We start from the raw sequence: 25,542 nt of genomic DNA on the forward strand, positions 1-25,542 counted from the left end.
CCGGGTGGCACTTCCGGGCCTAGAAGGGGTCCGTCACACCGTTCGGCGATACGCCGATAATGCATATTATGTCATTACGACGATCAGAGCGGGCCCCTCAGAGCAGGCTGCCACTCCCCGGAGCCAGCCCGGGGTGCGCCATCAGGATCGTGAGCACGTCACCTGCTCCCCGCGGATGCGCCACCGAGAGCGTCCGTCAGCCGGGCCAACGCGGGCAGCGCCCGTTCCAGCGCGTCGCGGTCGTGCTCGGACAACCCGGCCAGGTAGCCGTCGAGCACGTGCGCCACGTGCGCGTCGTGCCGGCGCAGTGCCTCCAGTCCGCTCTCCTGGACCGCGACGTCGACGCGCCGCTGGTCGTCGACCACGCGGGTCCGTGTGATGAGCCCGCCGCGCTCCATCGCCTTGAGCAGGTTGCTCAGCGTCGACGGGGCCAGGTCCAGGCGCACCGCGAGCGTCCCGGTCGACCACGCCGCACCCCCGCTGGCCAGCAGGCGCAGCACCTCGATCTGCGGCTCGGTGACGTGCCGTTCGGCAACCTGCGATCCGGTGACCCGTGCGCTGACGTCGTCTGCACGGCTGACGCGGTGGATGCCTCGGCGCAGCGGACCGATCAGCTGGCTGAGTGCCGTGCCCACCGGTGCCTTCGTGGACGCACTTCCTGGTGAGGAGATCTTTCGCTCCCCCAATGATTCGGTCACAAAACCCATTGTGGCGCATATCCCCCGCCGGCCGGACACGTGGGTCTCAGCCGAGCCTGAGGACGTAGCGCTCCTCGGTCCGAGACGGGTCGCGGGTCAACGCGTGCCGCTCGTTCGTGCGGGTGAACCCGGCCCGGATCGACAGGTCCACGGCTGCGTGGTTGTCGTCCTCGACCCACAGGGAGACGGTGCGGGCCCCGTCCTCGATCGCGGCGAGTCGCACGGTGTCGACCAGCGCCCAGCCGAGGCCTCGGCGACGGACCTCCGGGGCGACCCACAGCGAGACGACGTGCCGGTCGTCCTCCGGTGAGCCGGGCTCGACGATCATCGTCACGCAGCCGCGCACCGCGCCGTCGTCGTCGAGGGCCAGCCACGTCGGGCTCGACCGCACGCGCATGCGCCAGTGCGCTTCCTTGAACATCTCCTCGCGGGCCAGCGACGGCCCGAGCGTGTCGCCGTCCTCACGGAGCGAACGCAGACGCACCTGCTGGACGAGGAGCCAGTCGCCCTCGTCGGCCCTCCGGATCTGCGCCACGCGCCCAGCATGCCTCACACGGCGGCTGGAACCCGTCAGGCGTCGGGAGCCGACGTGTCGACGGCCGGAGCCGGGGACGGCTCTCCCCCGTGCCCCGCGCGGTCCGGCGTCGACCGCGCGACGTCGGCGACCTCCTCCTCCGGACGCGGCGGGATGGTCTCGTCGTACTCGAGGACGGGTACCTCGTGGTCAGCCGGAACGCTCATGGTCCTCGTCCTCCCGGTCAGCCGTGGCCTGCTGTCGCGAACACCGTACGACCCCCGGGCCCGTCACGTCAGTCGGCGAGCGTGAGGCTCTCGCCCACGTCGAGGCGGACGGGCTGACCGGCCAGGCGGGCGAGGAACCCGTCGGTGGCGCCGCGGCCGATCTCGCTGAGCATCGCGTCGTGCACGGGCACCAGCCGGCGCGGCGCGACCGCCCGGACGAAGTCCACCGCATCGGCCAGTCGGAGCCAGGGCCCGGCCACGGGGGTGAGCAGCACGTCGACGTCGATGCCGTCGGGCACGACGAACGCGTCGCCCGGGTGCAGGGCTCGACCCTCGACGAGGTAGCCCACGTTGTGCACGAGCGGCACGTCACGGTGGATGAGGGCGTGCCACTCCCCCGTCACCTGCACGTGAAGGCCCGCCACGTCGAGCTCGTCGCCCGCGTGGACGACGTGCACGTGCTCCGGATCAGCCCCGGCCGCCACGAGTGCGTCCACGGCCCCGGCCGTCCCCCACAGCGGCAGCGCCGCACCGATCCGCGGAGCGAGCGCGTCCACCGCGAGGTGATCGGGGTGCTCGTGCGTCACGAGCACCCCGTGGGCACCGTCGAGCGCGTGCTCGAGGTCGGAGTACACGCCCGGGTCGATCACCAGGGCGCCGGCCTCGCCGTCGAAACGGACGCAGGAGTGGCCCCACAGGGTCAGGGTCGTCATGCGCCCAGCATGCCCGTCAGACGATCACCATGACCAGGTCGCCGCCCTCGAGCTGCTGCACCGCACCGATCGCGACACGCTGGACCTTGCCGGCCACCGGGGTCGTGATCGCAGCCTCCATCTTCATGGCCTCGACCGTGGCGACCGTCTGACCGGCCTCCACCTTCTGCCCCTCGAGCACGACGGGCGTGACGGCTCCGGCGAACGGCGCGGCGATCTGCCCCGGGGTGCCAGGGTCGGCCTTCTCGGCCGTCTGCACGTCGACCTGCACGTGCCGGTCACGGACCGACAGGGGCCGGATCTGCCCGTTGAGCGTGAACATCACGGTCCGCATACCGCGCTCGTCCGGCTCGCCGATGGCCTCGAGGCCGACGAGCAGCCGCACGCCCTTGCCGATCTCGATGTCGGCCTCGTCACCGGTCTGCATGCCGTAGAGGTACGCGGAGGTGTCCAGGACGCTCACGTCGCCGAACGTGCCCTTGAACGTCTTGAAGTCCTTGGTGGGCCCGGCGAAGAGCAGGTGGTTGAGCCGGTCGCGTCGCGTCGCGGAGTCGCCCGCGAGGTCGGCGCGGTCCTCGTCGGTGAGCGGCGTGATCCCCGTCCGGACGGTACGACCGGCGAGGGCCTTCGACCGGAACGGCTCGGGCCAGCCGCCGGGCGGGTCGCCCAGCTCGCCGGACAGGAACCCGACGACCGAGTCCGGGATGTCGAAGGACTGGGGGTTCTCGGCGAACTCCGCCGGGTCCGCGCCGCGTGCGGCCAGGTGCAGCGCCAGGTCGCCGACGACCTTGGAGGACGGGGTCACCTTGACGAGCCGACCGAGGATGCGGTCGGCAGCGGCGTACATCGACTCGATCTGCTCGAACTGCCCACCGAGGCCGAGGGCGATCGCCTGCTGACGCAGGTTCGACAGCTGCCCGCCGGGGATCTCGTGCTCGTACACCCGACCCGTCGGGCCCGGAAGGCCCGACTCGAACGGGCGGTACACGCGGCGCACGGCCTCCCAGTAGGGCTCGAGGTCGCACACGGCCTGCAGGTCCAGCCCGGTGTCGCGCTCGGTGTGCTCGAGGGCGGCGACCAGAGCGGACATCGGGGGCTGGCTCGTCGTGCCTGCCATCGCGGCGCTGGCGACGTCGACCGCGTCCACACCCGCGGCCGAGGCGGCCATCAGGGTGGCCAGCTGTCCGCCCGTCGTGTCGTGCGTGTGCAGGTGGACGGGCAGGTCGAAGCGCTCGCGCAGGGCCGTGACCAGCCTCGCCGCGGCGGCGGGCCGCAGCAGCCCGGCCATGTCCTTGATCGCGAGCACGTGCGCGCCGGCCTCCACGATCGAGTCGGCCAGCCGCAGGTAGTAGTCCAGCGTGTAGAGGTCCTCGGCCGGGTCGAGCAGGTTGCCCGTGTAGCAGAGCGCGACCTCCGCGACCGAGACGCCGCCGTCTCGGACGGCCTCGATCGCCGGCCGCATCTGCTCGACGTCGTTGAGCGCGTCGAAGATGCGGAAGATGTCGATCCCGGTGGCCGACGCCTCGCGGACGAACGCGGCGGTGACCTCGGCGGGGTACGGCGTGTATCCCACCGTGTTGCGGCCGCGCAGCAGCATCTGCAGGGCGGTGCCCGGCAGGGCCTCGCGCAGGGCTGCGAGCCGCTCCCAGGGGTCCTCCCCCAGGAACCGCAGGGCGACGTCGTAGGTCGCCCCTCCCCACGCCTCGACGGACAGCAGCCCGGGCAGCAGCCGGGACTGCGCCGGGGTGATGCCCAGCAGGTCGTGCGTGCGCACCCGGGTCGCGAGCAGCGACTGGTGGGCGTCACGGAACGTCGTGTCGGTCACGGCCAGCGCCGTCTGCGCACGCAGCGCGGAGGCGAAGCCCGTCGGGCCCAGCTCGAGCAGCCGCTGGCGGCTGCCGGCCGGCGCGGGCACCGTCAGGTCGATCGTCGGCAGCTTGGTCCGCGGGTCGACCACGTCCGCGGGACGTCCGCCGTGCGGACGGTTCACAGTCACGTCGCCCAGGTACGCCAGCAGGCGCGTGCCCCGGTCGGCGCTCTCCCGCGCGGCGAGCAGCTCGGGGCGCTCGTCGATGAAGGACGTCGACACGTGACCCGCGACGAACTCGGGGTCGGCCAGCACGGCCTGCAGGAACGGGATGTTCGTGCGGACACCGCGGATGCGGAACTCGGCGAGCGCGCGCCGCGCCCGGCGCACCGCGCTCGGGAAGTCCCGGCCCCGGCAGGTGAGCTTGACCAGCATCGAGTCGAAGTGGCCGGAGATCTCCGAACCGGCTGTCGCCGTGGCGCCGTCGAGCCGGACACCAGCACCGCCCGGCGACCGGTAGGCGATGATGCGGCCCGTGTCGGGCCGGAACCCGTTCGCCGGGTCCTCCGTGGTGATGCGGGTCTGCAGCGCGGCACCGTTGATCCGCACGTTCTCCTGCGTGATGCCCAGGTCCGCGAGGGTCTCCCCCGCCGCGATCCGCATCTGCGAGGACACCAGGTCGATGTCGGTGACCTCCTCGGTCACCGTGTGCTCGACCTGGATGCGTGGGTTCATCTCGATGAAGACGTGCTCACCGGCCCGCTCGCCGACCGTGTCGAGCAGGAACTCGACCGTGCCGGCGTTCTGGTAGCCGATGCTGCGCGCGAACGCGACGGCGTCACGGCACAGCGCGTCACGGATCGCGGGGTCGAGGTTCGGCGCCGGGGCGATCTCGATGACCTTCTGGTGCCGGCGCTGCAGCGAGCAGTCACGCTCGTAGAGGTGCACCACGTTGCCCGCTCCGTCGGCGAGGATCTGCACCTCGATGTGCCGGGGCCGCAGCACGGCGCGCTCGAGGAAGACCGTGGGGTCGCCGAACGCCGCGTCGGCCTCGCGCATCGCGGCGGCCAGCGCCTCGGGCAGCTCGTCGGGCGTGTTCACGCGTCGCATGCCGCGACCGCCCCCGCCCGCGACCGCCTTGACGAAGATCGGGAAGCCGACCTCGGTGGCGGCAGCCAGCAGCTCGTCGACGTCGGCGGACGGCGCCGAGGACGGCAGCACCGGGATGCCCGCCTCGCGCGCGGCCTGCAGCGCGCGCACCTTGTTGCCGGCGAGCTCGAGGACCTCGGGCGGCGGTCCGACGAACGTGAGCCCGGCGGCCTGCGCGGCGCGCGCCAGGTCCGGGTTCTCGGACAGGAAGCCGTACCCCGGGTAGATCGCGTCGGCGCCCGCGTCCTTGGCCACCCGGATGATCTCGGCGATGTCGAGGTATGCCCGCACCGGGTGCCCGGGCGTCCCGATCGGGTACGCCTCGTCGGCCTTCAGCCGGTGCTCCGAGTTGCGGTCCTCGTGCGGGAACACCGCGACGGTGCGGGCTCCGAGCTCGTAGGCGGCACGGAACGCACGCACGGCGATCTCGGCCCTGTTGGCGACGAGTACCTTCGAGAACACGGCTCTCTCCATCCTTCGGGTCTCCAGAGGCGTGAGGGGGCGGGTCGCCCGTCGCAGGCGCGCTGCGGCGGTGCAGGTCGGGGCCCCCGTCACGCCACCCCGGGCGTGATCCTCCCACGTGCACGTTTCGTGCGCGCTGGTGCCCGCCGATACGGTAAGTCGCGTGCTGGTCCTCGGGGTGTGCAGTCTCAAAGGTGGCGTGGGCAAGACGTCGGTGACCCTCGGTCTGGCGTCCGCGGCCCTGGAGCGTGGTCTGCGCACCCTCGTCGTCGACCTGGACCCGCAGGGTGACTCCACGATGGCTCTCGGTGCCGGGGTAGCTCCCGGCGGTGGGGACGTCGCCTCGGTGCTCGACGACCCGACGCAGGCGTCGGTCGAGGCCGCCACGGTGCCGAGCGGCTGGGTCGACGACGGTCTCGACGTGCTCGTCGGTTCCGAGCGCACCGTGCTGCACGACCGGTTGGACGACGCCGACATCGACAGGCTGCGGTTCGCGCTGTCGTGGGTCGGCGGCTACGACCTCGTGCTGGTCGACTGCCCGCCCTCGCTGGGCGGTCTGACCCGGACCGGTCTGACCGCGTGCGACCGCGCCCTGGTGGTGACCGAGCCGGGACTGTTCGCCGTGATGGCGGTCGGCCGTGCGATGCGCACGATCGACGAGCTGCGACGCGGCCCTGCGCCGGCGCTCCAGCCGCTGGGTATCGCGGTGAACCGGGTGCGCGCGCGTTCGGTCGAGCAGGCGTTCCGTCTCGAGGAGCTCGCCAAGCTGTACGGGCCTCTCGTCCTGACGCCGCACGTTCCGGAGCGTGCCGCGCTCCAGCAGGCGCAGGGCGCGGCACAGCCGGTCCACGCCTGGCCCGGCGCCGCGGCGGCCGAGCTGGCCGGTGTGTTCGACGCCCTCCTGGAGAGGGCGCTGCGCGCTCCCCGTCGCTGAGCCGACCGCCTGGTGCTCCTTGCGGACGACGAGAGGGTTCCTGCCACGTCGGTCGCGGCCGGAACCCTCTCGTCGTCGTGCTGGTCTGCTCAGCCGGCCGTGCGGGCCTGACGTCGCAGCGCGAGCTCGTCGTGGCCCGGAAGGGCGGGGGCCTCGGCCTCGGCGCGCTCGGTGGGCAGCTCGGCGAGGCTTCCCTCGACCTCGCGCCAGACCCGGCCGACGGCGATGCCGAAGACGCCCTGGCCGCCCTGCACGAGATCGATGACCTCGTCGGCGGACGTGCACTCGTACACGCTCGCACCGTCGGACATCAGGGTGATCTGCGCGAGGTCGTCGACGCCGCGCTCGCGCAGGTGGCTGACGGCGGTGCGGATCTGCTGCAACGACACCCCCGTGTCGAGCAGGCGCTTGACGACCTTGAGCACGAGGATGTCGCGGAACGAGTAGAGCCGCTGCGTGCCCGAGCCGGTGGCGGACCGCACGGACGGCTCGACCAGGCCGGTGCGGGCCCAGTAGTCCAGCTGCCGGTAGGTGATGCCTGCGGCCCGGCAGGCCGTCGGGCCGCGGTAGCCGCTCGTCGAGTCGAGGTCGGGCAGGTCGTCGTCGAACAGGAGACCCTGTGCCCGCTGGGGGATCCCGCCGGCGCTCTCGGCGCTCTCGTTGATGGCCACGGGGTCCTCCACTCTCCGCACGCACCGAGCGGCGCGTGGTGTTCATCCATCGGCAACGCTAAGCCTGCGTCCTGACCGGTGCAACGACGTGCGCCGCGTGTCGGCGACGGCGTGTCTCACCTTCGACCTCAGGTCGAAGGTTCACCCTCCGTGTTCACCCGAACGGCCCCCGGCCGGGCTTGCCCTCCCCCGGACCGCGTGCTCAACGACCCCCCTGCCCGGCGTCACCGGTCGTCCCGAAGTCCTCGGGCTCGACGTGGTCCAGGAACTCCCGGAACCGCTCGAGATCCTGCTCGGTCGGACCGGTCCGCACCTCGATGCCGGCCACGGCCACGACCTCCGCCGAGCACAGCACCGGGCAGCCGAACCGCAGGGCCACCGCGATCGCGTCGGACGCACGCGAGTCCACGCGTCGACCCGTGCCGAGCACGAGCGCGGCATGGAACACGCCCTCCTCAAGCCGCACGATCTCGACCCGGTTCACGGTCGCACCCGCCGCCCGCAACGCATCACGCAGCAGATCGTGCGTCATCGGCCTCGGCGGGACGATCCCGGCCTGGGCGGAGGCGATGGCAGAGGCCTCCGCCGGACCGATGAGGATCGGGACGAGCAGCTCGGCGTCGGGGTCGAGGAGCAGCACGACGACCTCGGCGTCCGCCAGGTTCTGACGGACACCCACGACCTCCACCGGGACCAGCTCGTCGTCTTCCCCCACGAGGCCCACGCTACGACGACGGGCCCGGAGCGGCGCCCCGAGGAGACAGGCCCGTTGCCGCGCCGACCCGACCTGCGGACGCGCGGCGGTCAGGGTGCCAGGTCGGCGACCGCAGCCCGCACCAGCGCCGTGTGCATCTGGGTGCACAGCTCGCCGACCTCGGCCGCCAACGTCCCCGCGCGGGCGCGCGAGGACGCACTGCGCTGACCGCGCCACGGAGCCACGACCTGCTCCACGAGATCCGCCTGCCGGTCCGCGGCCGCGCGGAACTGCCGCAGGTGACGGGCGTCGATGCCGTGCTCGGACAGCGCGGCCGCGGCGACCACGACCTCGCGGGCCCACGGCTCGAAGACCCCGCGCGGACCGGGTCGGAGCACGGCCGCCCTCACCAGGTCCTCGACGAAGTCCCGGGTGACCCCGGCCTCGTGCGCCAGCGTCTCGGCGGTCCACCGGGCCACGGCCGACGAACGGACGCCGTCGCTGGCAGCCAGCCGGGCGCGCGGTGCCGGGCCGTCCTCCTCGCCGGCGTCGAGTGCGGCGAGGTGCTCGCCGATGACCTTGAGCGGCATGTAGCGATCGCGCTGCTGGCGCAGGACGTACCTGAGCCGTTCGATGTCGGCCGGCGAGTACTGGCGGTACCCCGCCGGGGTGCGGACCGGCTCGACGAGCCCCTGCTCCTCGAGGAAGCGCAGCTTGGAGGTCGTCACCGCGGGGAACTCGATCTGCAGCGCTGCCAGCACGTCCGAGATCCGCATGGAGGCACGCCGGGAGATACCCCTCGGCCACCGCTCGACGCCCTCGGGCGCCTCGGCCACCGCATCGGTACCCGCCTCGGCGTGCGGCGACGACGTCACGGACGACTCGACCGGCTCCATGTGCCGACGGGCACCGGCTCCCGCACTCACCACGTCCCGCTCCCCCTCGTCATCCAGGACCCGACCACGACCGTCCCGCTCACGCGGTGGGCGACTCGCGGTGCGGGCTCGGGTGGAACGTGAGCCGGTACTTGCCGATCTGCACCTCGTCACCGGCGCGCAGGAGGGCCTGGTCGATCCGCGTGCGGTTGACGTACGTGCCGTTGAGCGAGCCGATGTCCCGCACCACGAACTGCAGCCCGTCGCGCACGAACTCCGCGTGCTTGCGCGAGACCGTCACGTCGTCCAGGAAGATGTCGGCGTGCGTGCTGCGCCCGGCGACCGTCCGCTCCGCGTCGAGCAGGAACCGCGCGCCGGCGCTCGGGCCACGCTGCATGACCAGCAGGGCCGAGGTCGGGGGCAGCGCCTGCACGGCGGCGGCCTCGTCGGCCGTGAGCCCGCCGGGGGCCTGCCCCTGCCCCTCGAGCTCGACCTGCTCGATCGCGCCGAAGACCATCGTCGTGTCGACCCCGGGCGCGGGGTGGGCGAGGTCCGAGCCGAAAGGCTCGGGCACCTGCCGATCGTCGCTCATGCCGCCTCCCCGGGGGCTGTCCGTCCGTCCACCGCCGCAACCGTACGAGGTGGTCAGGCACACACCCTATGCGGACGCGGCGTCGCTGTGCAGCACGCGGCACGCGGGTCGGGCACCGCGTGTCCGCCGAGGTCCGCCCGGGCGCACGCGCACGTCCGGGCGGCCGTGGCCGATCCGTGCACCACCACGAGGGCCGTTCGCTGCGGACGTCAGCCCGTCGTCGGAGGCACCGGCGTCGCGTACGACGGCTCGGGTGTGGTGCGCAGCGCGTCGATCGTGACGAGGTCCTGCTGGTCGACCGTGGCCGCGCCGCCGTTCCCCCGGACGGTCGCCACGGCACCACCGGGGATCTCCAGTGCGGGCGCGATCGTGTCCGGGTCGCCGATCACGGTCCAGCGGTACGGCGGAGAGATGATGATGCCGTCGAGGACGACCGATCCGGGGTCTCCGGTGAACGCGCTGCTCGCGGTCACCCGCAGGTCGTTGAGCTCGATCGCCTCCGCACCGGCGTTGCGCAGCTCCTCCATGAAGTTGAGCAGCGTCGCGGGCTTCACGGTGCCGTCCGGGTCCGTGATGGTGACCGTGACGCCGGGGCCCTGCGCCGGAAGCCGGCCGGTCAGGATGCCCTGCGCGATGGCGGTCCGTCGCGCGGCGTCACGCGCCGCCTGCCGCGTGTCGCCGTCGGAGAGCAGCTGGTTGCGCTCGTGCTCGAGTGCCGAGACCTCGCTCGCGAGGTCGTCGCCTCGGGTCGTCGCCTCGTCGAGGATGCGCAGCAGGTCCTCCTGACGCAGCGTCGAGAGGTTGACCGTCGCCGTCTGACGCACCTGCACGGCCAGCGCGAAGCCCAGCACCGCGCAGAGCAGACCGGCGAGCAGCTGCCCCTTCGTCGCGCGGGGACGCAGGCTCCGGGCGAGGGTGCGCCAGCCGTCGAGCGCCGATCCGACGACCGGGTCGATCACCTCGACGGCGGGATCGGGGTTCGCCTCCGCCTCGATCTCGTCCGCCGGACGGGTGGCGGACGCGTCGACGGCCGGACCGGCGATCGACGAGGAAGGGAAGCCGGGGTCGTCCTCCGGCTCGAGCTCGACGACGGTGCCGGGGTCCAGCACGGCAGCCAGTCGGGCCATCTGACGCTCGATCGCGTCGTCCGCCTGCGCCTCTCGATCCTCATCCGGCTGGTCGTCCGGATCGTCGCCCGCCTCGTCGGCGCCGTCGCCGAAGGCCTCCTCCGGCGAGGGATCGGCGTCCGGCAGGTCCCCCGAGGTGCCGTCGTCGGCCGCGAGCTCGTGGGCTGCGACGTCGTCCGCGGAGTCCGCGGCGAGCCCCTCCGCGTCGTCCGCGGGCGGGTCCGCCGGGGTGCCGGCCGAGGTCGTCATGCCTTGAACAGGTGGCGGCGGATCGCCGCCGCGTTCGAGAAGATCCGGATGCCGAGCACGACCACGACCGCCGTGGACAGCTGGGTCCCGACGCCGAGCTGGTCCCCGAGGAACACGATCAACGCGGCAACGACGACGTTCGACAGGAACGAGATGAGGAACACCCGGTCGTCGAAGATGCCGTCGAGCATCGCGCGCAGACCGCCGAACAAGGCGTCGAGCGCGGCGACGACCGCGATGGGCAGGTAGGGCTGCAGCTCGACGGGCACCGTGGGCTGCACCACGAGCCCGATGACGACACCGATGACGAGCCCGATGACCGCGATCACGCACCTGCTCCTTCCGACTGACGTGCCGACATTGTCACAGGTGACCCCGGGCGTGCACGGCGTCTGCCGTGTCGTCCGTCCCGGTCTCGCCCGCGGGCGTGGGGGTGTCCCCGGGACTGGGCGACACGGTCGGCGAGGTGTCGCCCAGCACCCCCAGGTCCGTGTCCGGAGGGACCGTGGCGTACCGGAGCGTGACCTGGCCCGTACCCGGCAGCTCGAGGTCCTGCACTGACTGCAGCTGTACGCCGATCCGGTACATCGAGCGCAGCGACGCCAGGTGGGAGCCTGCGCTGGACTGCGCGAGGCCGGTCTGCAGACCCACCGGGTCACCGATCGCCTCGACCGTGTAGGGGCTCACGAGCGGCACGAGGTCGACGTAGACCGCATCGCCGGCCGACCGGATCGCCGACGTCGCGGTCAGACGTTCGCCGTTGATCGCGACCGCCTCCGCGCCCGAGGCCCACAGCGCGTTGGCCAGGACCTGGAGGTCGAAGTCCTGCACGCGTTCGTCGGGGTCCTGCGTGTCCGGGTCGGCCGTGGGGGCGTCGGTCAGCACGATGCGCAGCCCTGCGCCCGTCACCGCGACGGTCCCTGCCGCGACGGCGTCGCGGTTGAGCGCGGCGAGCAGCTCGGGGTCCTCGCTGGCCAGGGCCTGCGTCTGCAGCGCGCTGATCTCGCTGCTGAGCCCGGTGACCTGCTGCCCCAGCGCCGTCGCCTCGTCGGTCCGGGCGGTGATCTGCTCCTCGAGCAGCTGCCGCGTGGCGGCCACGTCGGCGGCGGGGCGCCGCAGGGCGACCGTCGCCGCGGTGACGCCGAGCCCCAGCAGGAGCGCGAGGACCGTGAGCACGGCGGAGCCCGCCCATCGGCGGGGTGGGGCCTCGCCCGCACGTCGACGGTCGGCCACCAGCTGGTACCCGGGGTCGAGCGGCCGTTCCTGGACCTCGATGAGCAGCGTCATCGAGGCGTCCGGTCGCCGGGCCGGGCCGGCCGGTGCGCCGGCCGGGGTGCCGTGACGGGCCGTCACACGGTCCTCGGGTGCCGTGCCCGGAGCAGCTCACGCGCCTGGGTGAGGTAGAGCCCGGCGGAGAACCAGTACAGGCCGACGCCCCACAGCGCGAAGGCCCACCCGACGACCCCGCACACGACCCCGACCGGATCGGCCCACTCGGACAGCAGCAGGAGCGGGAAGGCGTACAGCAGCGCGAACGTGCCGGCCTTGCCGGCCAGGTGCACCGGGAGCGGGCCGAAGCCGGCCCGGCGCAGCACCAGCAGCATCACGGACAGGACCACGTCGCGCAGCACGAGCACGGCGACGAGCCACCAGGGCACCGCACCGCGCCACGCGAGGCCGACAAGCGTCACGAGGATGAACAGCCGGTCGGCAGCAGGGTCGAGCAGCTGCCCCAGGCGGGAGACCTGACCGAGCCGACGGGCGAGCACACCGTCCAGCCAGTCCGTCGCACCGGAGAACGCCAGCACGAGAACCGCCGTCGCATCCCGGCCGACGTAGATGAGAACCGCGAAGACCGGCACCAGCAGCAGCCGGACGAAGCTGATCACGTTCGGCACGGTGAGCACGCGCTGCGTGACGACGTCGCTCTGCGGCACGGCTTCCCGGCTCCCCCCGTTGACGCGGTCGCCACCCGGCGTTCGCGACCTGCGGCCTCCGATACTAGGCGTCCGCCGCGACGAGGTGCGTCGCCACGCACCCGAACAGGTGAGCGTGGCAGGCTTCGGACGTGGAGCACCGCAACGACCCGGACGTGATCGCGCGTCTGCTCGGCACCCCCGGACGATGGGCCGTCGTCGGCCTGTCGACCAGCACGACGCGCGCGGCGTACGGGGTCGCGGCCTACCTGCAGGGTCGCGGTCACACGATCGTGCCCGTGCACCCGTCGGCCCCGACCGTGCACGGCGAGGTCGGGTACCGGCGGCTCGAGGACGTGCCGGGGCCCGTCGACGTCGTCGACGTGTTCGTCAACTCCTGGCGTGCCGGCGCGGTCGTCGACGAGGCGATCGCCGTCGGTGCACGTGCGGTGTGGCTCCAGCTCGGTGTCGTCGACGAGGCGGCGGCTCGTCGCGCGAAGGCCGCCGGGCTCGACGTCGTGATGGACGCGTGCCCGACGATCGAGGGCGGCCGGCCGGTGCGGCTCGACGAGCGCTGACCGGCCCCCGGAAGAGCGCGTCTACCTCCTCGTGTGGGCGACGTCACCCGTGCCGTCGACCCCGCCGACGGCACCGACCCCGTAGGCTGTGCGACGAATCTGGAGTTCGTCGCGTCCCCCTTGGGCGCGTCACCGTGGCCGGGAGGCCGTCCGGGACGCGCGTGCGAGTCGTCGAGGCACCGGGAGTTTCCCCCGGAAGCCGCTTGGGAGTGCCGGGGCTGCGACCCACCGTCACCGTCCTGGTGCTCGGTCAGGCTCCGCCGCGATGAACGGTCATCCTTCTGTGAGTTCTGTGCTGTCCTCTTCCACGCCCACGTCGGGTTCTGCCCCTGCAGACTCCACCGTCGTGTTCGACGACCTGGGCCTTCCGGCCCCGCTCGCCGCGGCGGTCGCCGACCTCGGCTTCGTCACCCCGTCCGCGATCCAGGAGCAGGCGGTGCCCGCTCTGCTGTCCGGTCGGGACATCGTCGGCGTCGCGCAGACCGGTACCGGCAAGACCGCCGCGTTCGGCCTGCCGCTGCTCGCCGCGATCGACCCGTCGGTGCACGGCGTGCAGGCCATCGTGCTGACGCCGACCCGTGAGCTGGCGATGCAGGTCGCCGACGCGATCAGCTCGTTCGCCACCCACCTGCCCGGCATCGACGTCGTGGCCGTGTACGGCGGGGCGCCGTTCCTGCCCCAGCAGCGTGCGCTGCAGCGCGGCGCCCAGGTCGTCGTCGGCACCCCCGGACGCATCCTCGACCACCTCGACCGCCGCACGCTGCGCCCGGACAACGTCCGGTTCCTCGTGCTCGACGAGGCCGACGAGATGCTGCGCATGGGCTTCGCCGAGGACGTCGACCGCGTGCTGAGCTCGACGCCGTCCGACCGGCAGGTCGCCCTGTTCTCCGCGACCATGCCCCCGGCCATCCGCCGGGTGGCCGAGCAGCACCTCAACCACCCGGTCGAGGTCACGGTCGCCCGCCAGTCCTCCACGGTCACCACCGTGCGGCAGACCTATGCGGTCGTCCCGCACCGGCACAAGACCGGCGCGCTGGCCCGGGTGCTCGCGGTCACCGAGGCGGACGCCGCGATCGTGTTCGTCCGCACCCGCGGTGCCGCCGAGGAGATCGGCAGCGCGCTGGTCGAGCGAGGCATCTCCGCCGCCTACATCTCCGGCGACGTCGCCCAGGCCGACCGCGAGAAGATCGTCGACCGGCTGCGCTCGGGTGCGCTGGACGTGCTCGTCGCGACCGACGTGGCCGCCCGCGGGCTCGACGTCGAACGGCTGGGCCTCGTCGTCAACCTCGACCTGCCGCGCGAGCCCGAGACGTACGTGCACCGGATCGGCCGGACAGGTCGCGCCGGCCGTGCGGGCGAGGCACTCACGTTCGTCACGCCCAGCGAGCAGGCCCGCCTGCGCCAGATCGAGCGCACCACGCGCCACCAGCTCACCGAGGTCACGATCCCCTCGCCCGCGCAGGTCTCCGCGCACCGGGCCACGGCACTGCTGGGCAAGGTCGACGAGCGTGCAGCACGCGGCCGGCTCGAGGCCTCCCGTGCGGCCGTGACCGACTACCTCGAGGCGAACCCGCAGGCCGACCTGGTCGAGCTGCTCGCCGTGCTGACGGCCCTGGCCGTCGGTGACGAGGGCCCGCAGGCCCGTCCCGAGCTCGGCGACGACCTCGACGACGCGCTCAGCCGCGCACACCTGACGTCCGAGCGTGGCGGACGACCCGAGAGCGGACGGTACGACAACGAGCGTGGTGGCCGTGACGTGCGCGATCGCGCGCGGGCCGGCTCGTCCTCCGGCGGGCCGCGCTACCGCGTCGCCGTGGGCCACCGCGACGGCCTGCAGCCGGGCGCCCTCGTGGGTGCCCTGACGGGCGAGGGCGGGCTCACCGGCAAGGACGTCGGCAAGATCGACATCTTCGGCAGCTTCGCCCTGGTCGACATCCCCAACGGGCTCACGCCCGAGGTGGTCGAGCGTCTGGCGCGCACCCGTGTCGCGGGGCGTCCCCTGCACATCCGCGTCGACTCGGGCCCGCGTCCGGGCCACGGCGCCTCCCGCCCGGCCGGTGGCCCCCCGCGCACGCGGCACGGCTCCGCGCACCCGGCGGACTCGGCGCCCGCACGACACCGCTGACCCCGAGCGGATCATCACACGCAGGGCCCCGCACGACCCACCGGTCGAGCGGGGCCCTGCGTGGTCGCGGCGCTGGTTGCGGCGTCAGCGCAGCAACGGACGTCGCCCCGACTCGTCGCGGGCCTGGCCCCGCAGGACCGCGATGTCCGCCTCGCGGAGCACCTCCCCCACGTCACGCAACCCTCGCAGTCCGTCGACCAGCCCGATCGCCACCCGGCGGCCCAGGTCGGCCCGCAACCCGTCGAGCAGCTGCCGGACACGCTCCGGGACCCCGGTGGTGTCGGTGTCGTCGAGCAGGACGGCGAACTCGTCCTCACCGAGCCGGGCGGAGGTGTCCCCATCGCGCAGCGGGCTGCACAGCCGGCGGACCACCTCGCGACGCGCGTCCAGCGCCCGGACGGGATGCACGTCGCCCTCACGCTGGACGAGGGAGTCGAGGCCGCCCGGCTCGGTGCCCGGGACCACCCGGACGACCGCGAGGGCGCAGTCGTACGACGCGTTGCGACGGGTACGTGCCAACGCCGTGGCGAGCCGGTCCTCGAACAGCAGCCGGTTCACCAGACCCGTCTCCGGGTCGTGCAGGGCGTCACGCTGCAGGGCGATCTGGGTCTCCTTGCGTTCGGTCACGTCGACAAGCGCACCCACGAGCCGAGCAGGGCACCCGGCGTCGTCGAGCACGGTGACCGCCCGGCACGCCATCCAGCGGTAGTCACCGGACGCGGTCCGGACCCGGTGCTCGAGCTCGAGAGGTGCCCTCGACCCTGCCAGCTGGCTCGCGATGGCCGCCGACAGCTCGTCGCGATCGGTCGGGTGCACCCGATCGAGCCACTCTCCCGGCGAGGAGCCGATCTCGTCCTCCCGGTACCCGAGCGTCTGCTTCCAGCGGGGTGAGAAGTACACCGTGCCCGCGGACACGTCCCAGTCCCACGTACCGTCCTGCGCGGCCAACGAGGCGAGCGCGTACCTCTCCTCGCTGGCCCGCACGGCGTCGGCCAGGTCGCGCTCGCGACCTGCGGCCTGCTCCAGCGCGCGTCGCTGCTCACGCAGCGAGGTGAGCAGGCGCTCCTGGTCGAGGGCGACGGCGAGCAGGGCTGCCCAGTGGTTGAACCGGTCGCGTGCGCTCGTCGACCGGGTCTCCACGGCCCCGTCGATCGCGAGCAGACCCCAGTCGCTGCCCCCGAACGTCACGGGCAGCACGAACGTGACGTCGCTCGAACCCACCGCACCCGCACGGGTCAGCGCCACCGGCGGGAACTGGCTCGCGGTCGTGCGCACACCGATCAGCCGCGACAGCGTGCCGGACGGGTCGTGCACCCCCACGACCTCGAGCTCGGGGTCGCCCGCACCCTGGTCCGTGCCCAGCCACAGCGCCAGGCATGCGGGCCCGCGCGTCCCGCGAGGCAGCCAGCCCAGCGCACGGGCGCTCGTGCCCTCGCCGCGCAGCAGGTCCATGTCGACCTCGTACTGGTCGGCGATCGTCCGCTCGAGCCGTCCGCTGCGCGCCAGCATGGCCCTCGTGCAGCCCTGGGCGAGCGCCTGCAGGACGTCGGTGGCGGCTCGCGCCGCGGCGGCCGACGACACGGGCGACGGGCGCCGGCGCACGGCCGCGACCTCGAGGTCACGCACCGCGGGGACGATCTGCTCGAGCGCCTCCGGGTGCGGCTGGAGAGCGACCGTCAGGTCGGCCAGCCGCGCCATGGCCGTCACCTGCGGGACCGCGCACCGATCGGCTGCCGCCTCGATCGGGTCCGTGACCGCGCGCCACCAGGCGTCGCGGGCCTCGCTGCCGATCCGACGCAGGCTGCTGCTCGCCCCGGGCCCGCCGAAGGCCGTGCCGGCCAGAGTCTGCAGTCGTTCGCGCGCAGCGTCGACATCGGCGTCGACATCCGCGTCGAGGTCGGCACGCGGGTCGGCGTCGGGTGCCGCACCGCGCGCCGCGGGCTCCGCGCGGGACTCCGTGCAGCCGCACGACTCACGGACGACGAGCCGCGACGGCGGGCTCAGCGCCTCGCCGGACGTGCCCTCGCCCGGCGCTGTGCGCGCGCCCGTCTCCGATCCTGTGTCCGATCCCGTCGCCACGCCCGGCTCTGCTCCGGGCAGCCGTGCCAGGAGTGCCGCGACGGCGAGCTCACCGACACGGTCGTAGTGCGGGTCCACGGTCGTCAGCCGGGGCACGACCCGTGCGCCCGACTCCGTGTGGTCGAAGCCCACGACCGCCTGGTCGCGGGGCAACAGGAAGCCGCTCGTGCGCAGGGCGCGCTGGAAGCCGACCGCGTTGCGGTCCGTCGCGACGACCACCGCGGTGGTCGGTGTCCCCGCGGCGACGAGGCGGGCGGCGGCGTCGGCACCGCCCTGCTCGTGGTTGTCGCTCGCCTCGTAGCACCAGGCCTCGGCCGGCTCGATGCCGTGCTCGAGCAACGCGGCACGGTAGGCCGCGTGCCGCTCACGCATGTCGCGCTGAGCGAGGTGACCGACGAAGCCGACCGCCGTGTGCCCGTGCTGCAGCAGGTGCTCCACGGCCGAGCGCACCCCGCCGACGTTGTCCGGGACGAGGACCGGCTCCGTCCCGCCCGGCACGGGGTCCTCGCTGACCAGCACGAACGGGACGCCCCACGCACGGATGGAGGCCAGGCGGTCGTGCCGTACGGCGCTGCCCACGACCACGAGGCCGTCGACCGCACCGAGCCCGACCGGGGTGTGCAGCGCCGGCTCGTCCGGGTAGCGCTCGCGGTCCAGTCCCGCGGGGAACGTCTGCACCGCGACGACACGGTGGCCTGCGGCGCGTGCGGCCCGGGCGATGCCGGCGATGAGCGCACCGAAGTAGAAGCCGCCGACCACGGGTGAGAGCACCCCGATCGTGCGGCGGGCCGTCGCCGGGGTCTGACCGCGTCGCACCGTGCCCACGGACCACCTCTCGCCTGCATCGTCGAAGCCGAGATGATGCGCGGGGGGCGCATCGGGCGACAGACTAGGCGATCGTGGTCACACCTGCACATGACGCGAGTCTGTCCCCCGTATTGCCCATCGCGTCGGCGGTGCGGCCGGCCGGCCCGGGCCGTCGTCCGACGATCACCGATGTGGCCCGCGCCGCCGGCGTGTCGATCGCCGTGGTCTCCTATGCGCTCAACGGTCGCCCCGGGGTCTCGGCCGCCACCCGGGAGCGCGTGCTGCGGGTCGCGGACGAGTTCGGCTGGCGGCCGAGCGCCGCGGCGCGCTCGATGCGGTCGGGCCCGCGGGCCGTCGGGCTCGTGGTCGACCGGGCCGCCGCCTCGCCGGCGGCCCACGCGACAGCCGTGCTCGACCTGGTGACCTCCCTGCAGGACGTCATCGCGGCACGCGGGTTCGCCCTGCTGCTCCAGGTCGTCGACGACGCCGACGCCGCCGTGACCCTGTACGGCTCCTGGTGGGCCGAGCGGCGCTTCGACGTGATGGTCGTGACCGACGTCCTGGCACGGGACCCGCGCCTGGACGCCCTGCGTCGCCTGCGGGCGCCGGCGGTCGTCGTGGGTCCGCCGCAGCACGTGCACGAGCTGGCGTCGGTGCACGTGGAGGAGGCCGACGCCTACCGCAGGGTGGGTCGGTACCTGCTCGAGCTGGGCCACCGGGACGTCGCGGCCGTCACGGGCCCGGCCGCTCTGCTGCGGACCCGGGCGCGCCTGGACGCGCTCACCGGGGTGGTCGAGGAGGCCGGGGGCCGGGTGCTGCACGAGGCGACCGCGGCGACCCCCGAGGACGCGGCCGCCGCCACGCGTCGACTCCTGACCTCGTCCACGCCGCCGACCGCGCTCGTGCACGACTCCGACCAGATGGCGCTCGCCGCCCTGGACGTGGCACGACGCACCGGCCGTGAGGTGCCGTGGGACCTGTCGGTGGTGGCCGGGGGCGACTCGGCGCTGTGCCGCCTCTCGACGCCGTCGATCACGACCCTGCCGTCGGCCCAGTGCGACATCGGCACGGCGACGGGCGAGGTCGTTCTCGCGGTCGTCGACGGCGATCCGAGCGCCGCACGGACCGTCCCGGTCGGTGGGCTCGCGGTGCGCGGCAGCACGGGCCCTCGCGCCCGCTGACCGTTCGCACGCACCACTGAGAGGCGTCGGTGAGTTGCCTGTGAACATCACGATCTGATCACGGCGCCCGGCCCTAAACGTTTCACGCCGTGCCCCTGCCCGGGCGGTGCGTGATCAGGTGCGAACCGGTCGCCGTGGACCGTCCCCGGGCGACCCGCGACCGCCCGGACCCCGGGCGGACGCGCCGAACGAGACCCGGAGGACCACGTGTCCGAACACGGCAAGAACAGGGTCAGGCGACGCGCACGCGCCGCAGCGACCGCGATGGGCGCCCTCGCGCTCGTCGCGGCACCGCTCACGCTGACCACCACCGCGAACGCGGTCGAGGCGCACGTCGACAACCCGTACGCCGGCGCGACCCAGTACGTGAACCCCAGCTGGACCGCGAAGGTCGAGGCGGCCGCCACCCGGCAGACCGACACCGCCGTGGCCGCCCAGATGCGTGCCGTCAAGAACCAGCCGACGGCCGTCTGGATGGACCGGATCAGCGCGATCAGCGGCAACGTGGACGGCAACGGGCTGCAATACCACCTCGACCAGGCCCTCGCGCAGAAGCAGGGCACGACGCCGATCGTGGTCAACCTGGTCATCTACGACCTGCCCGGACGCGACTGCTACGCGCTCGCCTCGAACGGTGAGCTGCCCGCCACCGACGCCGGCCTGGTGCGGTACAAGACCGAGTACATCGACGCGATCGTCGACCTGCTGGGCCAGTCGAAGTACGCCGACCTGCGCATCTCCGCCACGATCGAGCCCGACTCGCTGCCCAACCTCGTGACGAACCTCTCCGAGCCCCTGTGCCAGCAGGCGGCCCCGTACTACCGCGCCGGCGTGAAGTACGCGCTCGACGAGCTGCACGCGCTGCCCAACGTGTACACGTACCTCGACGCCGGGCACTCCGGCTGGCTCGGGTGGGACAGCAACGCCGGCCCGGCCGCGAAGCTGTTCGCCGAGGTCGCCCGGACGACGACCGCAGGCCTGGCCTCGGTCGACGGCTTCGTGACGAACACCGCCAACTCCACGCCGCTCGTCGAGCCCTACCTGACGGACTCCTCCGCCCAGGTCGGCGGCAGCCCCGTGCGGTCGTCCAGCTTCTACGAGTGGAACTACGACTTCGACGAGGCCGACTGGACCGCGCACCTGCACACGCTGCTCGTCGCCGAAGGGTTCCCGGCCAGCACCGGCATGCTCATCGACACCTCGCGCAACGGCTGGGGCGGCACCGCCCGACCCACCGCTGCGTCCACGAGCACGGTGCTGAACACCTACGTGAACGAGTCGCGCGTCGACCGTCGCGTGCACCGCGGCGCCTGGTGCAACCCGCTCGGTGCGGGCATCGGTGAGCGTCCGCAGGCCAGCCCGGCCGGGTACGCCAGCTCCTACCTCGACGCGTTCGTGTGGATCAAGCCCCCGGGCGAGTCCGACGGCGCCTCCAGCGACATCCCGAACGACGAGGGCAAGCGGTTCGACCGCATGTGCGACCCGACGTTCGTCTCCCCGAAGCTGGCCAACCAGCTCACGGGTGCCACCCCGAACGCACCGCTGGCCGGTCAGTGGTTCGAGGAGCAGTTCGTCACCCTGGTCAAGAACGCCTACCCGGCGATCACCGGCGGCGGCACCAACCCGGGCGACGTCACCGCGCCGTCCGTCCCGACCGGTCTGACGGCCGGCACCGCGACGACGACCACGGTTCCGCTCACCTGGTCGGCCTCCACCGACAACAGCGGCGGCTCCGGCATCAGCGGCTACCAGGTCTACCGCGGGACCACGCTCGTCGCGACGACCAGCTCGACGAGCTACACGGTGACGGGCCTGACCGCCGGCACGACGTACTCGTTCACGGTTCGTGCCAAGGACGTCGCCGGCAACGTCTCCGCCGCGTCTGCGGCGGTCTCGGCGACCACCGCGACCGACCCGGGCGTCCCGACCGACACGACCGCACCGTCCGTGCCCACCGGGCTCACGGCCGGCACGGTCACCACCTCGAGCGTCCCGCTGACGTGGACCGCCTCGACGGACAACGTCGGTGGGTCCGGGGTGGCCGGGTACGACGTGTACCGCGGGACCACCCTCGTGGCCTCCACGACCGCGACGAGCTACACGGTGACCGGTCTGACCGCCGGCACGACGTACTCGTTCACGGTTCGTGCCAAGGACGTCGCCGGCAACGTCTCGGCTGCGTCGGCGGCCGTCTCGGCGACCACCACGGCGGTCTCGACGTCGACCTGCACGGTCCGGTACACGGCCAGCAGCTGGAGCAGCGGGTTCACCGGCTCCGTGCGGATCACCAACTCGGGCACCAGTGCGATCAACGGCTGGACCCTCGGGTTCGCCTTCGCCAACGGCCAGCAGGTCACCCAGGGCTGGAGCGCGACCTGGTCGCAGACCGGCACCGCGGTGACGGCCACGAACCTGGGCTGGAACGGCACGCTCGCACCGGGCGCGTCGACCGACATCGGGTTCAACGGCTCGCACACCGGGACGAACACGAACCCGACCGCCTTCACCCTCAACGGGGTCACCTGCACGGTCGCCTGACCGGCAACCGCACCCCACCGGGTGCACCGCGGGGCCCGTCGGCACACCTGCCGGCGGGCCCCGCTCCCCCGTCCCTCACCACCGGGAGGTACCCCGTGCCCGTTCCCTCCACCTCCGACCGCCCCACACCCCGCGCGCAAGGTCGCCTGCGCCGGGCGCTGACGGCCCTGGTTGCCGTCGCAGCCGTGGCCGCACCGCTCACCTTCGCCTCCGGACCCGCTCAGGCGGACAGCACACCGGACTGGCTGCACACCGACGGCAACCGGATCGTCGACGAGAACGGCAAGGAGGCCTGGCTCACCGGCGTCAACTGGTTCGGGTTCAACGCGACCGAGCGCGTCTTCCACGGTCTGTGGACCGCGAACATCCGCACCCTGACCAAGGGCATGGCCGACCGCGGCATCAACGTCGTCCGTGTGCCGATCTCCACGCAGCTGCTGCTGGAGTGGAAGGCGGGCACCGTCGTGGCCGCCCCGAACGTCAACACGTACGCGAACCCCGAGCTCACGGGCATGAACAACCTGCAGATCTTCGACTACTGGCTCTCGCTGTGCGACGAGTACGGGCTCAAGGTCGTGCTCGACGTGCACAGCGCCGAGGCGGACAACGCCGGGCACTTCGCGCCGATGTGGTTCAAGGGCGCGATCACCACGCAGGACGTGTACGCCGGTTGGGAGTGGGTGGCCGCCCGGTACAAGGACGACGACACGATCATCGGCGCCGACCTGAAGAACGAGCCGCACGGCACCGCGGGAGCCGTCCCGCGCGCCAAGTGGGACGGGACCGCCGACGCCGACAACTTCCGCGCGTTCGCCCAGGAGGCCGGTCGGCGCATCCTGGCGATCAACCCGCGGCTGCTGATCCTCGTCGAGGGCATCGAGGTGTACCCGAAGGCCGGCGTCCCGTGGTCGTCGACGAGCTCGGCCGACTACGTCGGAACCTGGTGGGGCGGGAACCTGCGCGGCGCACGCGAGTTCCCGATCGACCTGGGCGCGAACCAGGACCAGCTCGTGTACTCCCCGCACGACTACGGTCCGCTGGTCTCCGCCCAGCCGTGGTTCACCGGCGACTGGAACCGCACGACGCTCGAGCGTGACGTGTGGGACCCGAACTGGCTCTACCTGCACAAGGAGGGCACCGCGCCGCTGCTCATCGGCGAGTGGGGCGGGATCCTCGACGGCGGCCCGAACCAGAGGTGGATGACGGCGCTGCGCGACCTGATCGTCGAGCGGCGGCTCTCGCACACCTTCTGGGTGCTCAACCCGAACTCGGGCGACACCGGTGGTCTGCTGCTCGACGACTGGGTCACCTGGGACGCGGCGAAGTACGCGCTGCTCAAGCCCGCGCTCTGGCAGGACGGCGGCAAGTTCGTCAGCCTGGACCACCAGGTCCCGCTGGGCGGGGCAGGCAGCACGACGGGGACGACGATCGCAGCGGTGGGCGGTGCGACGCCGACCCCGACGCCCACTGTCACCCCTACCGTCACCCCCACGGCCACGCCCACGGCCACGCCCACAGCGACGCCGACCCCGACCGTCACGCCCACCGCGACGCCGACGCCGACCCTGCCCCCGGCCGCCACGTGCGCCGTGCGCTACACCGCCTCGAGCTGGAGCTCGGGCTTCACCGCCTCGGTCCGGATCACCAACACCGGGACGACCGCTCGCTCAGGGTGGGCGCTCTCGTTCGCGTTCCCGAGCGGCCAGAGCCTCACCCAGGGCTGGTCGGCCACCTGGTCGCAGACCGGGGCGACGGTCAGGGCGACGAACCTGGCATGGAACGGGACCCTGGCCCCGGGGGCGAGCACCGAGATCGGGTTCAACGGCGCGTTCAGCGGCCAGAACGGCGCACCGACCTCGTTCACGCTCGACGGCGTGGTCTGCGCCGCGGGCTGAACGACCCGCGTACGACGACGGCGGCGCGGCGTCCCTTCCGGGGCGACCGCGCCGCCGTCGTTCTCCGGAGGCCCGCGAACGGGTCGGTCCGTCAGCGCGCGGCGAGCGCGGCGGCGACCTCGGACACGAAGGCGTCGACGTCGGCCTCGGTGGTGTCGAAGGCGCACATCCAGCGCACCTCACCGGTGGCCACGTCCCAGTCGTAGAAGCGTCGGTGCTCGCGCAGCGTGTCGGCCACGCCGTCCGGCAGCACGACGAACACCGCGTTGGACTGCGTGGGCTGCGTGACCCGCACCCCGGGCAGGCGTTCGACACCTGCGCGCAGGCGTGCGGCCATCGCGTTCGCGTGCCGGGCGGAGGTCAGCCACAGGTCGCCCTCGTAGAGGGCGACGATCTGCGCCGAGACGAACCGCATCTTCGAGGCCAGCTGCATGTCGACCTTGCGCAGGTACTCCAGCCCGGTCGACCGCGACGGGTCGAGCACGACGACGGCCTCACCGAACAGCAGGCCGTTCTTCGTGCCACCGAGCGAGACGAGGTCGACGCCCGCGTCGGTGGTGAACGCGCGCAGCGGCAGGTCGAGCGAGGCAGCCGCGTTGGACAGCCGGGCGCCGTCGACGTGCAGCGCCAGCCCGTGCCCGTGCGCGTGCTCGGCCAGGGTCGCGATCTCCTCGACCGTGTACGCCGTGCCCAGCTCGGTGGTCTGGGTGATCGACACGACGCCGGGCTGGGCGCGGTGCTCGTCACCGAAGCCCCACGCCTGACGGTCGACGAGCTCGGGCGTCAGCTTGCCGTCGGGCGTCGGCACGGTCAGCAGCTTGATCCCGCCGATGCGTTCGGGGGCGCCGTTCTCGTCGGTGTTGATGTGGGCCTGCTCGGCGCAGATCACCGCACCCCAGCGCGGCAGCGCGGACTGCAGGCTGAGCACGTTGGCCCCGGTGCCGTTGAAGACCGGGAACCCGACCGCCTGCTCGCCGAAGTGCGCGCGCAGGACCTCCCGCAGGCGTGCGGTGTAGAGGTCGGAGCCGTAGGCGGTCTGGTGGCCCTCGTTCGCCTCGACGAGCGCGGAGAGGACCTGCGGGTGGGCTCCGGCGTAGTTGTCGGAGGCGAAGTCGCGGCGGGCGGGATCGTGCAGTCGGGTCACCGGCCCAGTCTCTCCCATCACCGCAGACGCCGTGGCCGGATGCGGACGGTGGGGCGTGGACGGCCCGAAGCGGGCGGTCGTGGACGGGCGGCCGGGCGAGTGCGTCGGACGCGGCCCGAGCTCAGGCGAGCGTGTCGTGGGCCGCTGCGCGGCAGGCGGCGCAGGTGCCGACCAGCTCGATCGTGTGGTCCACGTCGTCGAAGCCGTGGGCGGCCGCCACCTGTGTCGCCCATCCCTCGGCGACCGGGGCGTCGATCTCGACCGTGCGCCCGCAACGGCGGCACACCAGGTGGTGGTGGTGGCTGCGGCGCTCGCAGCGGCGGTAGACGGCCTCGCCGTCCTCCGAGCGCAGCACGTCGACCTCGCCGGTCTCCACGAGCAGCTGCACGGCCCGGTACACGGTCGCCAGGCCGACGCCCGAGCCGCGGGCACGCAGCAGCTCGTGCAGCTGCTGGGCGCTGCGGAACTCGTCGAGCGTGCCGAGCAGGTCGAGGATCTCGGTGCGCTGCTTGGTCTGCCTGGGCGGCACCGGGGACATCCCCACCTCCTGCTTCGTGAGATCCATTC

Annotated in this window: 22 protein-coding genes; 6 read left to right on the plus strand and 16 right to left on the minus strand. The window is 73.1% G+C overall.

Features of this window, described 5'->3' with window-relative positions; genetic code table 11:
• Positions 1-158: 158 nt before the first annotated feature.
• The 5 genes from BKA22_RS17035 to BKA22_RS17055 all read right to left on the minus strand — a co-directional run bounded on the left by BKA22_RS17035 (position 159) and on the right by BKA22_RS17055 (position 5,570).
• Positions 159-635 carry a MarR family winged helix-turn-helix transcriptional regulator gene (locus BKA22_RS17035; RefSeq protein WP_179561837.1) on the minus strand — a complete coding sequence of 159 codons (477 nt, stop codon included), beginning with the start codon at positions 633-635 and terminating at the stop codon, positions 159-161.
• Positions 636-744: 109 nt separating this feature from the next.
• The gene (locus BKA22_RS17040; RefSeq protein ID WP_146951915.1) at positions 745-1,233 is read right to left on the minus strand and encodes a GNAT family N-acetyltransferase; all 489 of its coding nucleotides are present in this window, start codon (positions 1,231-1,233) and stop codon (positions 745-747) included.
• 35 nt (positions 1,234-1,268) lie between these two features.
• Complete coding sequence (locus tag BKA22_RS17045) at positions 1,269-1,439, minus strand: hypothetical protein (RefSeq protein ID WP_179561838.1); 171 nt, start codon at positions 1,437-1,439, stop codon at positions 1,269-1,271.
• Positions 1,440-1,507: 68 nt separating this feature from the next.
• Positions 1,508-2,152: an MBL fold metallo-hydrolase gene (locus tag BKA22_RS17050; protein ID WP_146951916.1), complete on the minus strand. Its 645-nt coding sequence runs from the start codon at positions 2,150-2,152 to the stop codon at positions 1,508-1,510.
• 16 nt (positions 2,153-2,168) lie between these two features.
• A complete protein-coding gene (locus BKA22_RS17055) occupies positions 2,169-5,570 on the minus strand; it encodes a pyruvate carboxylase (protein ID WP_146951917.1) in 3,402 nt (1,133 codons plus the stop codon).
• A gap of 163 nt (positions 5,571-5,733) precedes the next feature.
• On the opposite strand from BKA22_RS17055, the gene BKA22_RS17060 reads away from it, so the two are divergent.
• Entirely contained in the window at positions 5,734-6,504 is a 771-nt protein-coding gene (locus tag BKA22_RS17060; RefSeq protein ID WP_146951918.1) for a ParA family protein, read from the plus strand.
• An 89-nt stretch (positions 6,505-6,593) separates the two neighbouring features.
• On the opposite strand, the gene BKA22_RS17065 is transcribed toward BKA22_RS17060, so the two are convergent.
• The 8 genes from BKA22_RS17065 to BKA22_RS17100 form a co-directional block, all read right to left on the minus strand.
• The gene (locus tag BKA22_RS17065) at positions 6,594-7,175 is read right to left on the minus strand and encodes a MerR family transcriptional regulator (RefSeq protein WP_146951919.1); all 582 of its coding nucleotides are present in this window, start codon (positions 7,173-7,175) and stop codon (positions 6,594-6,596) included.
• A 202-nt stretch (positions 7,176-7,377) separates the two neighbouring features.
• A complete protein-coding gene (locus tag BKA22_RS17070; protein WP_223203443.1) occupies positions 7,378-7,890 on the minus strand; it encodes a bifunctional nuclease family protein in 513 nt (170 codons plus the stop codon).
• Positions 7,891-7,979: 89 nt separating this feature from the next.
• The gene (ftsR, locus tag BKA22_RS17075) at positions 7,980-8,645 is read right to left on the minus strand and encodes a transcriptional regulator FtsR (RefSeq protein ID WP_371863654.1); all 666 of its coding nucleotides are present in this window, start codon (positions 8,643-8,645) and stop codon (positions 7,980-7,982) included.
• A 199-nt stretch (positions 8,646-8,844) separates the two neighbouring features.
• Positions 8,845-9,336 (minus strand): FHA domain-containing protein, encoded by a 492-nt coding sequence (locus BKA22_RS17080; RefSeq protein WP_146951920.1) that lies wholly within the window; start codon positions 9,334-9,336, stop codon positions 8,845-8,847.
• 209 nt (positions 9,337-9,545) lie between these two features.
• Entirely contained in the window at positions 9,546-10,712 is a 1,167-nt protein-coding gene (locus BKA22_RS17085; RefSeq protein WP_146951921.1) for a DUF881 domain-containing protein, read from the minus strand.
• Complete coding sequence (locus tag BKA22_RS17090; RefSeq protein WP_146951922.1) at positions 10,709-11,041, minus strand: small basic family protein; 333 nt, start codon at positions 11,039-11,041, stop codon at positions 10,709-10,711. Before BKA22_RS17090 ends, BKA22_RS17085 begins: the two co-directional genes overlap by 4 nt.
• Positions 11,042-11,075: 34 nt before the next feature.
• Entirely contained in the window at positions 11,076-12,065 is a 990-nt protein-coding gene (locus tag BKA22_RS17095; protein ID WP_146951923.1) for a DUF881 domain-containing protein, read from the minus strand.
• Entirely contained in the window at positions 12,062-12,649 is a 588-nt protein-coding gene (locus BKA22_RS17100; protein WP_146951924.1) for a CDP-alcohol phosphatidyltransferase family protein, read from the minus strand. Before BKA22_RS17100 ends, BKA22_RS17095 begins: the two co-directional genes overlap by 4 nt.
• A 131-nt stretch (positions 12,650-12,780) precedes the next feature.
• Between BKA22_RS17100 and BKA22_RS17105 the strand changes: the two genes are divergently transcribed.
• Both BKA22_RS17105 and BKA22_RS17110 read left to right on the plus strand, forming a co-directional pair.
• Positions 12,781-13,206 (plus strand): CoA-binding protein, encoded by a 426-nt coding sequence (locus tag BKA22_RS17105; RefSeq protein ID WP_146951925.1) that lies wholly within the window; start codon positions 12,781-12,783, stop codon positions 13,204-13,206.
• Positions 13,207-13,471: 265 nt separating this feature from the next.
• Entirely contained in the window at positions 13,472-15,331 is a 1,860-nt protein-coding gene (locus tag BKA22_RS17110; RefSeq protein WP_146951926.1) for a DEAD/DEAH box helicase, read from the plus strand.
• Between the two features lie 84 nt (positions 15,332-15,415).
• On the opposite strand, the gene BKA22_RS17115 is transcribed toward BKA22_RS17110, so the two are convergent.
• Complete coding sequence (locus tag BKA22_RS17115) at positions 15,416-18,235, minus strand: substrate-binding domain-containing protein (protein ID WP_146951927.1); 2,820 nt, start codon at positions 18,233-18,235, stop codon at positions 15,416-15,418.
• A 173-nt stretch (positions 18,236-18,408) separates the two neighbouring features.
• Between BKA22_RS17115 and BKA22_RS17120 the strand changes: the two genes are divergently transcribed.
• From BKA22_RS17120 to BKA22_RS17130, 3 genes are all read left to right on the plus strand, one after another.
• Positions 18,409-19,398, plus strand: coding sequence for a LacI family DNA-binding transcriptional regulator (locus tag BKA22_RS17120; RefSeq protein ID WP_223203445.1), 990 nt, complete (start codon positions 18,409-18,411; stop codon positions 19,396-19,398).
• Between the two features lie 207 nt (positions 19,399-19,605).
• Complete coding sequence (locus tag BKA22_RS17125; protein WP_425549826.1) at positions 19,606-21,936, plus strand: glycoside hydrolase family 6 protein; 2,331 nt, start codon at positions 19,606-19,608, stop codon at positions 21,934-21,936.
• A gap of 95 nt (positions 21,937-22,031) precedes the next feature.
• The gene (locus BKA22_RS17130; protein WP_223203446.1) at positions 22,032-23,831 is read left to right on the plus strand and encodes a cellulase family glycosylhydrolase; all 1,800 of its coding nucleotides are present in this window, start codon (positions 22,032-22,034) and stop codon (positions 23,829-23,831) included.
• Positions 23,832-23,922: 91 nt separating this feature from the next.
• Here BKA22_RS17130 and BKA22_RS17135 read toward each other — a convergent pair whose 3' ends face one another.
• Positions 23,923-24,993: a threonine aldolase family protein gene (locus tag BKA22_RS17135; protein WP_146951928.1), complete on the minus strand. Its 1,071-nt coding sequence runs from the start codon at positions 24,991-24,993 to the stop codon at positions 23,923-23,925.
• A 103-nt stretch (positions 24,994-25,096) separates the two neighbouring features.
• Complete coding sequence (locus BKA22_RS17140; protein WP_306458358.1) at positions 25,097-25,540, minus strand: Fur family transcriptional regulator; 444 nt, start codon at positions 25,538-25,540, stop codon at positions 25,097-25,099.
• Between the last annotated feature and the right edge of the window lie 2 nt (positions 25,541-25,542).

This window comes from Cellulomonas soli (assembly GCF_013409305.1).
GTDB classification, from domain to species: domain Bacteria; phylum Actinomycetota; class Actinomycetes; order Actinomycetales; family Cellulomonadaceae; genus Cellulomonas; species Cellulomonas soli.

Coding starts and splice junctions, on each gene's coding strand:
- BKA22_RS17045 (WP_179561838.1), bottom strand. CDS start 1,439: ATGAGCGTTCCGGCTGACCACGAGGTACCCGTCCTCGAGTACGACGAG.
- BKA22_RS17050 (WP_146951916.1), bottom strand. CDS start 2,152: ATGACGACCCTGACCCTGTGGGGCCACTCCTGCGTCCGTTTCGACGGC.
- ftsR (WP_371863654.1), bottom strand. CDS start 8,645: ATGCGGATCTCGGACGTGCTGGCAGCGCTGCAGATCGAGTTCCCCGCG.
- BKA22_RS17080 (WP_146951920.1), bottom strand. CDS start 9,336: ATGAGCGACGATCGGCAGGTGCCCGAGCCTTTCGGCTCGGACCTCGCC.
- BKA22_RS17085 (WP_146951921.1), bottom strand. CDS start 10,712: ATGACGACCTCGGCCGGCACCCCGGCGGACCCGCCCGCGGACGACGCG.
- BKA22_RS17110 (WP_146951926.1), top strand. CDS start 13,472: ATGAACGGTCATCCTTCTGTGAGTTCTGTGCTGTCCTCTTCCACGCCC.
- BKA22_RS17135 (WP_146951928.1), bottom strand. CDS start 24,993: ATGGGAGAGACTGGGCCGGTGACCCGACTGCACGATCCCGCCCGCCGC.
- BKA22_RS17140 (WP_306458358.1), bottom strand. CDS start 25,540: ATGGATCTCACGAAGCAGGAGGTGGGGATGTCCCCGGTGCCGCCCAGG.